Raw genomic sequence first — 14,658 nt, forward strand, 5'->3', positions numbered from 1 at the left:
CTATATTAGAATAAGTTTTTGTGAAGATTTATAGGAAAGGTGAAATTCTTCATCATTTATTCACAATCCCCTTTGAAATCAAGGTAATATAGTTGTTTTTATTTAGTTTGCACTATAATATAAAGAGGAATATGAGAAAGAAAGGATGTTTACTTATGTCTAATTCTATAAATACGCTTTCAATTAACACAATCCGTACACTTTCTATTGATGCTATTGAAAAAGCTAATTCTGGTCATCCAGGGATGCCGATGGGCGCTGCACCAATGGCATATACACTATGGACCCAATTTATGAACCATAACCCGAAAAATCCAAATTGGTTTAACCGCGATCGCTTTGTATTGTCTGCTGGTCATGGTTCTATGCTTTTATACAGTCTATTACACTTAGCTGGATATGGATTAACGATTGATGATTTAAAAAGTTTCCGTCAATGGGACAGCTTAACACCTGGACATCCTGAGTTTGGTCACACAGCTGGTGTTGATGCAACAACAGGACCACTTGGTCAAGGGATTGCAATGGCAGTAGGTATGGCAATGGCTGAACGTCATTTGGCTGCTACTTATAACCGTGATTCATACAATGTTGTTGATCACTATACATATGGTATTTGTGGAGATGGGGACTTAATGGAAGGTGTTTCTGCTGAAGCAGCTTCACTTGCAGCTCACTTGCAACTAGGCCGTCTGGTAGTTCTATATGATTCAAATGATATTTCGTTAGATGGAGATCTTAATAAGTCTTTCAGTGAATCAGTTGAAGACCGTTTTAAAGCATACGGTTGGCAATACCTGCGTGTTGAGGATGGCAACGATCTTACTGCAATTGCTGAAGCGCTGGAAGCCTCTAAAACAGATGAAACACGTCCAACACTTATCGAAGTGAAGACGGTAATCGGTTATGGTTCGCCAAACCGTTCTGGTAAATCAGCAGTTCATGGTGCACCGCTTGGTTCGGATGAATTGAAACTCACTAAGGACGCTTACAAATGGACATTTGAAAAAGATTTCCATGTACCAGAAGAAGTTTATGAACACTTCAAAAAGGCTTGTGTTGAAGCTGGAAGCAACAAAGAAACTGAGTGGAATACACTTTTCAATGAATACAAAACTGCTTATCCAGAGCTTGCTCAGCAATTAGAGGGAGCCATTAACAACGAACTTCCTGAAGGTTGGGATAAAGACATTCCAGTTTATGAAGAAGGAAAAAGTCTTGCATCTCGTGCGTCAAGCGGAGAAGTGCTAAACGGCATTTCAAAAAACCTTCCTAGTTTGTTTGGTGGTTCAGCTGACTTAGCTGGATCAAATAATACGATGATTAAAGGTGCAGAAGACTTTACTCCTGCTGACTATGCGGGCCGAAATATCTGGTTTGGAGTTCGGGAATTTGCAATGGGTGCAGCTCTCAACGGAATGATGCTTCACGGCGGCGTACATGCTTTTGGCGGAACGTTCTTCGTGTTCTCAGACTATCTGCGTCCAGCTATTCGTCTTGCAGCTATTATGAAATTACCTGTAACGTATGTATTTACTCACGACAGCGTGGCAGTTGGTGAAGATGGTCCTACTCATGAACCGGTTGAACAATTAGCAGCATTACGTGCTATGCCGGATTTAGGTGTCATTCGTCCAGCAGATGGCAATGAAGTAGCGGCAGCATGGAGAACAGCTATTGAGTCAACTGATCGTCCTACAGCGCTTATCCTTACTCGTCAAAACCTTCCAACACTTAAAAATACGGCTGAATTGGCGTATGAGGGTGTTAGAAAAGGCGGTTACATCGTATCTGCTTCTAAAAAAGAACAAGCTGATGTACTTTTAATCGCTACTGGTTCTGAAGTTAATCTTGCTGTTTCAGCGCAAGCAAAATTAGCAGAAGAAAATATTGATGCTGCTGTTATCAGCATGCCATCATGGGATCGTTTTGAAGATCAGTCTAAAGAATACAGACAAAGTGTCATAAACCCAGCTGTTAAAAAACGTCTAGGTATTGAAATGGCTTCTCCATTCGGATGGGACCGTTATACAGGAGATGAAGGAGAAATTCTTGCCATTAATCGTTTTGGTGCATCTGCACCAGGTAACAAAATTATGGAAGAATTCGGTTTCACTGTTGATAACGTAGTTTCACGCGTGAAAGCACTTGTTCAAGAATAAGTAAAAATATGGCTGACACCTTTATTGGTGTCAGCTTTTATTGATTTTTCGACAAAAATAGTATGGGTTTCCTCCATGATTCAACATACCTTTTCATGACTTGCTTATATAATAGTAAAAAGGAATGCAGGGAGGCAATTTTATGAGAAATTATCAGATCTATCTGATCGAAGATGAATTCGCCATGCATTATTACGGCAGAGAAAAATTGTTTTTCAATTTGTTTTTGGAATATATTAACTCAAATGGTTATCATAAAAGTATCTTGCAAAAACAAATCGAATATGTGACGAAAGACATTCCTTTTAGTAAATTGTCTAAGGCAATTGCTGAGAGAAGGAACCCGACGCATGATCATGTATCGGAAAATGATGTGTATTATACAGAAACTAAAAATGGGACAAGTAAAGCAGCGCTAGTCATCGGTAAAGATTATCTGCATTTAAAATCCGAAGGAACTTACGAAGCAGAAACTGAATTTTTTGAAAGTATTCGAAAATGCGAATCTGGATTTTTAGCGTTAGATTTTGAAAACAATCATTTTGGATGGCTAAAACCCGTGAAAGAAAGAAAATTTGTCTAAAGATAGGGCATATTGGCTTGAAGTATTGTATAATAATCTTTGGTCTAGTACACTGTTTATAGACAACATGAAGGAGGAAAGATAGTATGTGGGTATACATTCTAGTTGGTGTCCTAGCATTACTTGCTGGGTTAGCACTCGGATTTTTCATAGCTCGTAAATACATGATGGACTATTTGAAAAAAAATCCGCCGATTAACGAACAAATGTTAAAAATGATGATGATGCAAATGGGAATGAAACCATCCCAAAAGAAAATCAACCAAATGATGAGCGCTATGAGCAAACAGCAAACGAAATAAAACCATGTTATATCAACGTTTGGAGAGGGTTTTAAGCTGAGTTTCGAATAGAAAGTAGACTGGCTTTAGTCCCTGGACTGAAACCTTCATCTGTTTTTCGTTTGAAACTTGGTTTAACCTTCTTTTATACACTATAAACCACTTTTTCTGGATGAAAGATTCAGTAAAGGTGGTTTTTATTATGGAATTGATTGATGTTTTAGAAGAGTCTGGTTATCATGTTTGGCAAAGGGGTAGCCAGAGACAGAAGCAACAACTAACTACTCGATCAATACAACTATTGTTGTAAGCGTTATACTAGTACAAATAATAAACCGGAAATCTGGATGGGAGATTCGACCATGAAAACAGTATTAATTACAGGAGGTACTAGTGGCATTGGCGAAGGACTGGCAAAGTATTTTTTAGCAGCCGGGAATAGGGTAATTATCGTAAGTAGAAATAAAGGTAATTTACATAATGCTATTTATCTACAAGCAGATCTGAGTCTTGTTTCAGAAAACTACCGTATCATAGAGAATATTCAAAGGACCTATGGCGCAATTGATGGAGTGATTCTTTGTGCTGTCCTACAAACAGCTCGTAAAGACGCTTTAATCACACACGATGGTTTAGAATTCACTTTTGCATTGCAGTATTTAAGTCGGTATATCCTTTCAAATAAGATAGCATTTAATGATGACTCTTTTATTTTAAATGTTGCTACCCCAGGAATCTACAGCACTGTCAATTTTGACGATTTAGAATACAGACGTAAGTTTAACAGCGTGAAAGCTAATGCCAATGCCAACCGGCTAAATGACTTGCTGGGTGCGGGATTCAATCGCAAGGGCGTTCGTTATATTCTATATAATCCAATGGCTGTAAGAACTACTGGAGCTAGATCTGTCTTTGCGAACCCATTAATGAGAATATTCTTGAGAGTCGTTCACCGTCTAGTAGGACATGAGGTTGGTGAAATCGTGAATAAAATTGTTGACGTTTTACAGGAATCAAAGTCTAAGAGTTTCTCAGCTTATAAACTTTCAAAACCTATTGACTTATCCATGAAAACATTTGATCCACAAAAGGCTAAACAGTTAAAAGAAATTACTAGAAAGGTACTTTTAACTATATAGGAAATTACGAACGTTCTGATATAGAGTTGTTCTTTTAAAGATGTTCAAAGTGCGCGCAGTCGTGAATGGATAAAAGGAGATGTTTGATCAGGCTATCATTTAAAGCTACAGATGTACGACATGCAATCCTTTAAACCATTTTCAAGGCAAACGATCAGAGGGGAGAGTTTAATATGACTAAAACGCAAGTAATAGTTTATTTCTGCTTGTATGGAGACATGTTCCACACCAGCATACTCTGCACCCTTATTTAACTGCCGGTGAGCCTGAGTAGGTGTAATTGGTTGTCACCTTTACGAGACGGGAATAAACAGACGCTCTGAACGTTTTTAGCGTACTCATAGACCTCCTGGAAGCAATTCCCGATATATATATATGTCGCGGAATTTTTGTGTTTTGCCTTTAAGGGTGAGGATTTGTTGGAAGGGTAGCCGGAGAAGATCTCCTACACGCTGGCCGGTTTCGCAGCCGAGGAGAAAGAAGAATGTAATCTCGTTCCGAACAGTGGCATTCAGCGCCCATTTCATATCGTCTAGTTGCTGCTGATTCCGAATCGGCTGCACACTTTTTCTGATTTCATGTTTTTCGCCCTTTCTGCCGACTTTTGAATGAAGAATGTATGATTTTTCTAATAAGTTACATTCAAAATCTATAAACGATTCTTGAACATCGTGATTTTAGAATGAAGCTTTATTGGAAATAAACCAGTATTATAATTTATAACAAATTTAGCTAAGGAGGGAACAGCATGAATATTAGTTTACTATTGTCCATTGTGATGGTAATTGTTGGAATGGTTTTCTTGATTTTATCGTTTTTATTTCCTAGCAAAATTCAAATAGGTGCATTTGTAGCTTCTTTAATCATTGCTGCTGTTTTTTATATGCAATACAAAAGACAAAAGAAAAAAGCTTCCTAACAACTGAATTTAAGGATTGATAGACTCGGTTTTTACAAAAAAATCGAGTTTTATTATTACCTTTGCGTTGCTATTTAAAAGAGAACTGAATGTAACTTAAAATTAAATAAACCAGGTATATAACTAACTCTAATTGTGAAAAAAGTACTTAAACGAACAGGGGCGTTAGGTCATAAGAAGGGCGCCAATTAGGGGCCTGATTCTTAGTAATCATTCATTTGAATTCAAGAAAAAACTCTTCAGGGGGTTAGATAGATAAGAAACAAGTACTTGATAGACTATATTTTAGCGTGTCCTGATAAAAAAAAGGACTCTTCATAGAAGAGCCCTAAAGATATCGAGCTAGTCCTCTCATAAGAGGCTAGTATAAAAGGGGAGGAATCAACTCTATACGATTAAACTTTGAATTGTGCAACAGAAGCATTAAGTTCTTCAGACAAGCTAGCTAATGATTGCGATGTTGCCGCAGTTTCTTCACTAGCTGCTGCTGCTTCTTCACTAGCTGCTGCTATACTTTCGATTGACCTCATCGCCTCAACTGATTGTACCGACTGTTGTTCACTTGCAGAAGCAATACTTTCAATAGACTTCATTACTGCTTTTGATTGTCCAGACTGCTTTTGACTAGCTATCTCAATTTCGGCTGTTTTATTTGAAGACTGCACAACCATCCTTGCAATCGACTCAAAGGCTACACCCGTTTTAATAGAATTATCCACCCCATCTTGCACGGCTGAAACACTGCTTTTAGTGCTGGCTTGAATCCCTTTGATAATTTCATATATTTCCTTAGTTGATTCTCTACTTTTCTCTGCTAAACTCTTCACTTCATTTGCCACAACAGCAAAACCTTTGCCCTGTTCTCCTGCACGTGCGGCTTCAATGGCTGCATTTAATGCTAAAAGATTTGTCTGGTTAGATATATCTTCAATAACCTTTATAATTTCCCCGATTTTACTAGTATCCTGCTCAAGTATAGACATATGCTCTCTTACCGTGGTCATACCATCAATGGAGTGTTTAACAATATCGCTCCCATTCTGAGATTCAATGGATAGGGACTGTCCAATGTCTGCAGTTTCTTGAGCTGTTTTAGCAACTGTATCAATCACGATGTTTAACTCTTTAAATAAGCTAAACATTGTTTGGGCATCATTCGCTTGAACATCCGCACCATTTGCAATTTCTTTAAATACCTGAGTGATAATTTGCGCATCATTCGCCTGAGTTGAAGCACTACTTGCGACTTCTTCAGTTGTAGCTGATATTTCTTGGGCTGATGCGGCTACATTCTCGGCTGATTGTAATATACTACTGATTGTTTTTCTAAGACTCGTGGTCATCGCTTTAATGGATTTAGCTAACGCGCCTACTTCATCTTTAGTGTCGATAGTAGTTGTCACCGTAAAGTCACCTTCAGCTACTTTACCAACTAGATCAACTACCTCTCTAAGTGGTCTTACAATCAGTTGAGAAATTAGATATCCAAAACCAATGCTGAATAAGAATGAAACGATTAATACGATAGTTGTAGTGGTTCTAGTAGAAACATATGCTGCTTTTGAGTCAGTATTTGATTTTTCAGCCTTCTTGACATTGAAGTCACTCAGGTTTTTGATAAGGTTTTGAACTTTATCTCCTCTTGCTCTGAATTCAGGAGCGATTGCTTGATAACCTTTCAAATCATTGGCATACCCTAATTTTATTGTTTCATCTAGGATCGTGTAATAGTCAGTAAAAGCCGAGTCTAGGTCTTTAAGTATCTTTTTTTCTTCGTCTATAAGATAACCACTTGAATACAATGTTACCTGCGATTCAATATCTTTTTGAATGTCTTTTATTATTGTTTGAAACTCATCCTTAGCTTCAGGCGTTTTAGCAACAAAAACTAAATCTCGGATATTTACGCGTATACGCTGATAATTTGTTTCCATCCTACCCAATGTGCTTATCGGAATGACACGCTCATCATACATGAATTCAAGTTGTTCATCTGATTTCTTCAAGTTATCCATCCCGTAAATCCCAACTACTCCTAAGATAATAGCCATTACTACAAAGGCGCTGATTAATTTCACTGATATCCCTAAATTTTTAAACCACTTCATTTTAAAATCCTCTACTCTCATATTATGTATTTTTCTAAGGTGACTAAAAAGAAAGCATTATATGGCTTACATTTAAAGTCATGTTGCTAACACTGAACTTTCTTGTGGGAAAATCTAACATTGGGTTATATTACTCTTAAATGGGGGCAAATAAAAAAACTTTTCTATCTCTACTTTTTGGTAGAAATAAAAAAGTATCCTTTTTCCTACTTGACGAGTTTATATAAATTTGACCAATGATTGTGTACATAGTTATATCGGCTAAGATTGAAAGTTATAAACCATAAAATATAAACCATATTTGTTTATATTTAGTAGATACTTCTTTTCAGGTAGCAAAAAAATTCTTAAAAAAAGTGGATTATTCGACTTTTAAATGTAGGATTCTAGGTTTCCTATAGTAAACCGAAACCCTTCAGATTCTTCTTTTGTAGAAATAATGTTTTTATATTTGGTTGTCACCTTAATCACTTCTTTAATTTGAAATATAAGATTAAAAAATGGATTTATGTTAAATAAATTGCGAATATTTTAGTTTGTAAATAAATATCGATAAATGATTCTTACACGAATCATTTCATTCAGAATCCTCAACATGCGATTGTTTCAGGTTTAGGAGCCATGCCTGCAGATAGCGTTAGAAATAGGTGGACAGCTGACTATATAATCGCAAGTGGCAATTATTTAGAAGATTTCAGAGCCAACCTTAATGCTGAGTGTCAAGGTCGCCTCCAAGCTGTTAGGTTATACGAGGTTAAACGATCGGGGAGTTAAAGACATGTTATCCTGGCTGATTGCCCGTAATACCATGCAACAAAATCAATGGATTGCAGCTCAAAGAACTAGAGGCTGCTGAAGGTGGCATAGTTGTTGATAATTCACCTCTTGCTAAGCTAATCCTGGGAATATCCGCCGAGTATGTCTTAATGATAGTCAAAAAAGGCTTTAACCTAACAAATCTATTGGAGAAGTCCATTCAGATCTAAAAAAATTTTAGGTAGGGTTTTATTATAGAATTAGAAAAGCTCTTACTCGTTTGAAGTAGAGATTTTTTTAATTAATTAACGATTAATACGAAAACTGTAAACATATTATATAAATAAAAAAAACTGTCATTCCGCTAAAAAAGGAGGTGCGAAGCCAAGCTTAAGTGGATGGTATTATGATAGCCTAGGTGGTTTATCATAATTTTATATTTGACTAAATAAAGTTTAGTTACATAGGCAAAGATATCTTTTCTTGTTTACAATTTTTTTTTAGAGGAGTACAATACTCCCATTAATTAAAGATAAATAAAATAATAGCCAATTCTCAACAATTGAGAACGGAGGTCCCATTGTTGGGGGGGTAATTCTATATTTAAGAAGGGATGAGATATATTCTTTCGTAATCCTATCCGTAGGCTAGTGTCGAAGGATGACCTATAGAAGAGCGCCTTTAAACAAGTTTTTTCGCTATTTAAATGGTCCTTATTAATTGTCCGAAAAGTTACTTATTTTTTTAGTTCGAATTGATTTTCATTTGAAATTCATATTATTTATTAAATATGTAATTTTACTAATCACTAAATACTTAGGAGAAAAAATGAAGAGATTAAAAGAACGTCTTAATCCAGCAAAAGTTCTTGTATTGGGATTTGCTATTCTTATTTTTATAGGTACTTTTTTATTAACCCTGCCTATAGCAACAGAAGATGGTAATAACCTAACGTTTTTAGATGCATTATTTACGGCTACATCTGCTACATGTGTTACAGGCCTAGTTGTGGTTGATACTGCAGATACATTTTCCTTGTTTGGAGAAATTGTCATTCTCGCCCTAATCCAAATAGGCGGGTTAGGATTTATGACATTTGCTACTTTTTTATTTGTTCTATTAGGGAAAAAAATTTCATTAAAAGAAAGGTTGTTACTAAAAGAGGCTTTTAATACAAATTCTACTGCCGGGCTAGTGAAATTAGTTAAACGGATAATCATTTTCACCGTATTAATAGAGAGTATTGGCGGTATCATATTGGCCATTCGTTTTTCATTTGATATGCCTATCGGTCAAGCCATCTATTTTGGATTCTTCCATGCGATCTCAAATTTTAATAATGCAGGTTTTGACTTAATGGGCAAGTTCAATAGTTTAACAGGTTATGTAGATGATCCATTTGTAGTGTTAACGGTTTGTTCTCTTATTATAGTAGGTGGACTAGGTTTTATTGTTATAAATGAACTGTATGAATATCGTGAAACTCGTACTCTCTCTGTCCATACGAAAGTTGTACTTAGCACGACAGTGGTCCTTATTGTTGGAGCAACCATCTTAATATTCTTTTTTGAGTATGGTAATCCCAAAACATTAGGTCCCTTATCTACTACCGGAAAAGGACTTGGATCTTTTTTCCATAGTATAACACCCCGAACTGCTGGTGCTAATACATTGTCTATGGCGGATTTGACACATGCAACCTTGTTCTTAACCATTTTTCTAATGTTCATCGGTGGAGGTTCTGGTTCAACTGCAGGGGGGATAAAGGTTACTACTTTTGCTCTTTTAATGATGACAGCCCTTTCACAACTAAAAGGGAAAGAAGATGTGGTTTTATTTAAACGACGTATTGTCATCGAAAATATCCTAAAAGCGCTAACGGTTGCTATGAGTGGAATCATGATAGTGGTCATGGTTACTTTTTTGTTAACATTTACGGAAAATGGCCATGTTTTTCTAATGTATTTATTTGAAGCGACCTCAGCTTTTGGCACTGTCGGTCTATCGATGGGGTTAACACCTGATCTTTCTCCATTAGGTCGTATACTGATTATTTTAACAATGTTTGTAGGTAGATTAGGACCTCTAACACTAGGTTTTGCAATTACGAAAAGACGTAAAAAAGAAGCATACCGATATACAAAAGGAAACATAATGATTGGTTAATTTTTAGTAAGGAAGGGAAATAGAATGGCTATCAAAAAACAATATGCAGTAATTGGTTTAGGGAGATTTGGAACTAGTATTGCCAGAAGATTACATGAAGCCGGGCAAGAAGTTTTGGGTATTGATATAGACGAAGAAAAAGTAGAAGATGCTATAGCTTACGTTACAGATGGAGTCATTTCAGATTCTACTGAAGAGAAGGCACTTTTATCGTTAGATATTACTAACTTTGATTGTGTAATTGTAGCAATTGGAGATGATATTCAAGCAAGTATATTAACATGTATGCTTCTTAAAAATCTTGGAATCCAAAAAATTATTGCCAAGGCCATTGGAAAACGTCATGGACAAGTATTGGGAGCGATAGGAGTAGATCTAATCATTTATCCTGAAAGGGATATGGGGGAACGAGTAGCAAATCAGCTTCTTTCGCCGAATACGCTTGATTATATTGAATTATCCAAAGATCATAACTTAGAAGAAGTCATAACTCCTTCTAAAATGATTGGAAAAAATCTAAGGGAATTGGATGTTCGTGCTAAATTTAATGTTAGTGTAATTGCTATTATAAGAAAGGGAGATATGATTATTGTCTCGCCATCTCCAGAAGAATTACTCCAAAAAGAAGATATACTAGTTACTATTGGAAGTAAAAATGATTTAGTGAAATTTTCAAGTATAGACTAAGCAATAAAATAAGGACCTAGCATAGACAAAAACCTATTTTTAAGGTGTGGGAAACACCATCCCAAAAGAAAATCAACCAAATGATGGGCACTATGAGCAAATAGTAAATGAAATAAAACCTAAGCAATGTTGATAATATAGAGATTTATTTTGTTTTACTCTCTCTTTCATCGTTATAATCTGAAACCTCTCACTCTGATTGAATCTAGATCAGAGTGAGAGGCTTATTGTGAGCGAAAGATTTTATTTTTAAAACCCAATAATCAAAAGGGAAAAATACCAAGCTAAAACTTTCATCTCATAGAATAAAGAGAAACAATAGAACAAGATATAGAAGATTTACATAGATAAAAGTTCGTTGCTTTGATGCTTAAAGCTAAGTGAGCTTTCGTTTCTTTCTAATAAACAATAAAAATCCGACTATCAGTAATACTCCGGCAAATACTAAGGTGATGTTTAAATAATTCGTCTAGGTAAACTCAACTTCAACATAATTTTTTATACCAGGAATAAAACTCCAATACAAATTTTTACCATTATCTTTAATCTCTGTAGCATTGTTTTTTCCTGCTTTTACCGGTAATTCAAGGTTAAAAGTTAAATCTAATTGACTAAGAATTGAGTCTTCTAGTTCTTTTGTTATAATTTCATCCTCTTCTGTTTCAATTATATCTTCAAAATCAAATACTGATTTCACATCATATTTAGTTTTGAAAAAACGTTTATCTTCTTTAATATCAATTTCAAAGAGATCGGTATTTCCACTCGGAGCTTTGATATTTTTTAAGTTATCGTAATGTTTCTTTATCTTAACGCCAAAATACTTTTCGCTGCTATAACCGGATACTTTATAACCTTGGTCTCTTGCTTCGTTTTTCATTGTTTCTATTTGATTTTTGGTTTCTGTATTAGCAAGTTGTTTATCTAATGCATAAACCAAAGTTAAATCCCCACTGTTGTTTGAATTCACCTTGAAATTAGTTTCTACCTTAACACAACCAGTTAATAAGATCATAATTAACGAAAGTAAGCCGATTTTTAATTTATTCATTGAATCTCTCCAATTGTATGTATATTTGCGTCATGTAAGTTTAGTTTGCGACGCCTGTACTTTAGTATGCTAAAAATTGAGTGTTGTTTCTTGGTAACATATATATTTAAATTAAAACTTCATTTACAGATGGCTACCTATTATTGCTGTTAGAGAGTCCAACTTTCGAAAAGTAATTATAAAGTTAATTAGCAAAACCGGTTTTTTAAAACAAGAAAAAAATGTAAAATAGATGAATGTACGATTATCTTTAGCTATAATAGTGTATATGCAGTCGTTTTTGAGAGTATTTCTAGTTATTATTTTCTGAAATTTCTAACATTAGGAGGAAGGAAGATGTCGGAACAGTTATTTACCATCCATTTAGACCAGGAACTTGGGAAAATTAATCGAAACATTTATGGTCATTTTGCTGAACATTTAGGCAGAGGTATATATGAAGGTATCTGGGTAGGGGAAGATTCCTCAATTCCAAACAAACAGGGAATTCGATTAGATGTTGTTGAGGCTTTAAGGGAAATCAATATTCCCGTACTTCGCTGGCCAGGTGGATGCTTTGCGGATGAGTACCATTGGAAAGATGGCATTGGACCTCGTAGTGAAAGAAAGAGAATGGTGAATACCCATTGGGGTGGTACTGTTGAAAATAACCATTTTGGTACACATGAATTTATGATGTTATGTGAAATGCTTGGTTGTGAGCCTTATATATGTGGAAATGTGGGGAGTGGAACTATACAGGAAATGTCAGAATGGGTCGAATATATGACATTTGAAGGCGAATCACCTATGGCTGATTGGAGAAAGGAAAATGGGCGGGATTTACCCTGGAACCTAACCTACTTTGGCGTTGGTAATGAGAGCTGGGGATGTGGAGGTAATATGACTCCTGAGTATTATGCTGATTTATACCGACGTTATCAAACATATGTCCGAAATTATGGTGAAAATAAAATTTATAAGATTGCTGGCGGTGCAAATACAGCTGATTATCACTGGACCGAAGTTTTAATGAAAAATGCAGGTGACTTGTTTGATGGTCTTAGTCTTCATTATTACACGATCACAGGAGAATCTTGGCATGAGAAAGGTTCTGCAACAAATTTCACGGAAAATGAATGGCAAACAACTATGGAAAAAGCATTCTTTATGAAAGAATTACTCTCAAAACACGGGGAAATCATGGATAAATATGATCCAGAGAAGCGAGTAGGCTTAATTATTGATGAATGGGGAACTTGGTTTGATGTAGAAGAGGGGACTAATCCAGGTTTTTTATATCAACAGAACACAATACGTGATGCTTTAATAACAGCCTTGCATTTTCATATTTTTCAAGAACAGTGTGAGCGCGTACAAATGGCGAATATTGCTCAAACAGTTAATGTACTGCAAGCAATGATTCTTACAAAAGAAGAAAAATTACTATTGACACCTACCTATCACATATTTGATATGTTTAAAGGGCATCAGGATGGAAAACTACTTTCCATTGAAAAGAGAGAGAAAGATACTAATGAGATTCCTCAAATCAGTATTTCTGCATCTAAAGGTGAGGCAGGTGAAATAACCATAAGTTTATGTAATTTAGATTTACATGAAGAAACAGTTTGTGGACTAAAATTACCATCAATGGATATACATAAAAAAGACATTAAGACAAAAATTTTAACCGCCGCGAAAATGAATGCTCATAATACATTTGAGGATCCTAACGTAGTAGTTCCTAGTGAATTAAAAAGTATAAAAATGATTGATAATACCATAGAACTCAAATTACCACCTATGTCAGTAGTTGTTCTTACTATCTTATAAATGTTTTGGTTCACTATTTACCGGAAACAGAGGAGGGATTTTCATTCAGATTATACCATTAACCTTAGAATCTAGTTTTGCTGAAGGATCAGTAAATGCGTTCCTAGTGGTTGGGGACACCGTTACACTGGTCGATACAGGCAATCTGGATGGTCCTTCCTTTGAGCAATTAAAACGTTTGATTGCCCTTGAAGGATACGGCCTGTCAGATCTTGATCACATTATTTTGACACATATGCATACTGACCATTCAGGAGGTGTAGCTCGTATTCAAAACGAGGTATCTATTCCCGTATATGTCCACGAAAAGGCAAGACATGTGATTGAAGGAGGGGAAGTAGAGTTTACTAGAGAACAATCCTTTTATCAGGATTTTCTATATCGGAGCGGGGCTACCATTAACGAACGTATTACCCAGTCCTATCGCGAATTGAATTGGCAGGAGATTCGGTATGTGAAAGAGAATGAGTATATAAAGATGGGCGGTTCTGATTTTACCGTAGACTATGTACCAGGCCACAGTCAGACGGATCTTTTATTTTATAATCAGGAAGGTGTGGCACTTGCCGGAGATCTTTTACTTCCGGATATATCTGTAAACGCTTTCATTGAACCTCCAGATCCGGGAACCTCAGAGAAGCCTAAACCATTGCTTCAATATCGTGAATCGCTTATGAAGATGTATAAGCTGCCGTTAAAAACAGTCTATCCTGGTCATGGCCAAGTTATTATTAATCACAAAGCTTTAATCGAAAAGAGATTGGCTGAACACGATAAACGTTGTGCACGCATTTTAGCTGTCCTAGAAAAGGGCGATGCAACCGTATATCAGCTTTGTCAGACAATTTATCCTAAATTAAAGGGCTCTGCGGTGTATTTGGGCTTATCACAAATACAAGGGCATTTAGAATTGCTTGAGGTAAGAGGGGAAACCATTTGTCAGCAAAGAAATGCCATAGATATCTATTCAATACGTACGTAAATTGGAGGG

General features: G+C 35.9%; 12 protein-coding genes and 1 pseudogene. 10 read left to right on the forward strand and 3 right to left on the reverse strand.

Translation table 11 applies throughout. The features are described from left to right. Positions 1–155 precede the first annotated feature (155 nt). The 5 genes from tkt (at position 156) to MHI18_RS19745 (ending at position 5,084) form a co-directional block, all read left to right on the forward strand. Positions 156–2,162, forward strand: a complete 2,007-nt coding sequence (gene tkt, locus MHI18_RS19725) for a transketolase (protein ID WP_340849929.1) — start codon at positions 156–158, stop codon at positions 2,160–2,162. A gap of 142 nt (positions 2,163–2,304) precedes the next feature. Beyond that, positions 2,305–2,745, forward strand: a complete 441-nt coding sequence (gene sirA, locus MHI18_RS19730) for a sporulation inhibitor of replication protein SirA (protein WP_340849931.1) — start codon at positions 2,305–2,307, stop codon at positions 2,743–2,745. Positions 2,746–2,831: 86 nt separating this feature from the next. Continuing rightward, complete coding sequence (locus MHI18_RS19735) at positions 2,832–3,047, forward strand: YneF family protein (protein ID WP_040375160.1); 216 nt, start codon at positions 2,832–2,834, stop codon at positions 3,045–3,047. 341 nt (positions 3,048–3,388) lie between these two features. Then, positions 3,389–4,165 (forward strand): SDR family NAD(P)-dependent oxidoreductase, encoded by a 777-nt coding sequence (locus MHI18_RS19740; RefSeq protein ID WP_340849934.1) that lies wholly within the window; start codon positions 3,389–3,391, stop codon positions 4,163–4,165. 748 nt (positions 4,166–4,913) lie between these two features. Beyond that, positions 4,914–5,084, forward strand: coding sequence for a hypothetical protein (locus tag MHI18_RS19745; protein ID WP_340849936.1), 171 nt, complete (start codon positions 4,914–4,916; stop codon positions 5,082–5,084). Between the two features lie 395 nt (positions 5,085–5,479). Here MHI18_RS19745 and MHI18_RS19750 read toward each other — a convergent pair whose 3' ends face one another. Next, positions 5,480–7,192 carry a methyl-accepting chemotaxis protein gene (locus tag MHI18_RS19750; RefSeq protein ID WP_340849938.1) on the reverse strand — a complete coding sequence of 571 codons (1,713 nt, stop codon included), beginning with the start codon at positions 7,190–7,192 and terminating at the stop codon, positions 5,480–5,482. A 585-nt stretch (positions 7,193–7,777) separates the two neighbouring features. Between MHI18_RS19750 and MHI18_RS19755 the strand changes: the two are divergent. The 3 genes and pseudogenes from MHI18_RS19755 to MHI18_RS19765 form a co-directional block, all read left to right on the forward strand. Then, positions 7,778–8,076, forward strand: a pseudogene (locus tag MHI18_RS19755) (manganese catalase family protein); the annotation flags it as partial. A gap of 700 nt (positions 8,077–8,776) precedes the next feature. Then, positions 8,777–10,114 carry a TrkH family potassium uptake protein gene (locus tag MHI18_RS19760; protein WP_340849940.1) on the forward strand — a complete coding sequence of 446 codons (1,338 nt, stop codon included), beginning with the start codon at positions 8,777–8,779 and terminating at the stop codon, positions 10,112–10,114. A gap of 24 nt (positions 10,115–10,138) precedes the next feature. Further along, the gene (locus tag MHI18_RS19765) at positions 10,139–10,801 is read left to right on the forward strand and encodes a potassium channel family protein (protein WP_340849942.1); all 663 of its coding nucleotides are present in this window, start codon (positions 10,139–10,141) and stop codon (positions 10,799–10,801) included. A gap of 376 nt (positions 10,802–11,177) precedes the next feature. On the opposite strand, the gene MHI18_RS22165 is transcribed toward MHI18_RS19765, so the two are convergent. Both MHI18_RS22165 and MHI18_RS19770 read right to left on the reverse strand, forming a co-directional pair. Further along, complete coding sequence (locus MHI18_RS22165) at positions 11,178–11,255, reverse strand: LPXTG cell wall anchor domain-containing protein (protein ID WP_445670048.1); 78 nt, start codon at positions 11,253–11,255, stop codon at positions 11,178–11,180. Positions 11,256–11,270: 15 nt separating this feature from the next. Continuing rightward, positions 11,271–11,852 (reverse strand): LppM family (lipo)protein, encoded by a 582-nt coding sequence (locus tag MHI18_RS19770; RefSeq protein WP_340849944.1) that lies wholly within the window; start codon positions 11,850–11,852, stop codon positions 11,271–11,273. 336 nt (positions 11,853–12,188) lie between these two features. Between MHI18_RS19770 and MHI18_RS19775 the strand changes: the two genes are divergently transcribed. Next, the gene (locus tag MHI18_RS19775) at positions 12,189–13,667 is read left to right on the forward strand and encodes an alpha-N-arabinofuranosidase (protein ID WP_340849946.1); all 1,479 of its coding nucleotides are present in this window, start codon (positions 12,189–12,191) and stop codon (positions 13,665–13,667) included. Beyond that, entirely contained in the window at positions 13,648–14,649 is a 1,002-nt protein-coding gene (locus MHI18_RS19780; protein WP_340849949.1) for an MBL fold metallo-hydrolase, read from the forward strand. The genes MHI18_RS19775 and MHI18_RS19780 overlap by 20 nt, the downstream gene beginning before the upstream one ends. The last annotated feature ends 9 nt before the right edge of the window (positions 14,650–14,658 follow it).

This window comes from Peribacillus sp. FSL H8-0477 (assembly GCF_038002765.1).
Taxonomy (GTDB): Bacteria; Bacillota; Bacilli; order Bacillales; family DSM-1321; genus Peribacillus.

Excerpts from the sequence above, each read along its gene's own strand:
- MHI18_RS19775 (WP_340849946.1), top strand. The coding sequence starts at position 12,189 with ATGTCGGAACAGTTATTTACCATCCATTTAGACCAGGAACTTGGGAAA.
- MHI18_RS19770 (WP_340849944.1), bottom strand. The coding sequence starts at position 11,852 with ATGAATAAATTAAAAATCGGCTTACTTTCGTTAATTATGATCTTATTA.
- MHI18_RS19740 (WP_340849934.1), top strand. The coding sequence starts at position 3,389 with ATGAAAACAGTATTAATTACAGGAGGTACTAGTGGCATTGGCGAAGGA.
- MHI18_RS19760 (WP_340849940.1), top strand. The coding sequence starts at position 8,777 with ATGAAGAGATTAAAAGAACGTCTTAATCCAGCAAAAGTTCTTGTATTG.
- MHI18_RS19765 (WP_340849942.1), top strand. The coding sequence starts at position 10,139 with ATGGCTATCAAAAAACAATATGCAGTAATTGGTTTAGGGAGATTTGGA.
- tkt (WP_340849929.1), top strand. The coding sequence starts at position 156 with ATGTCTAATTCTATAAATACGCTTTCAATTAACACAATCCGTACACTT.
- MHI18_RS19750 (WP_340849938.1), bottom strand. The coding sequence starts at position 7,192 with ATGAAGTGGTTTAAAAATTTAGGGATATCAGTGAAATTAATCAGCGCC.
- sirA (WP_340849931.1), top strand. The coding sequence starts at position 2,305 with ATGAGAAATTATCAGATCTATCTGATCGAAGATGAATTCGCCATGCAT.
- MHI18_RS19735 (WP_040375160.1), top strand. The coding sequence starts at position 2,832 with ATGTGGGTATACATTCTAGTTGGTGTCCTAGCATTACTTGCTGGGTTA.
- MHI18_RS19745 (WP_340849936.1), top strand. The coding sequence starts at position 4,914 with ATGAATATTAGTTTACTATTGTCCATTGTGATGGTAATTGTTGGAATG.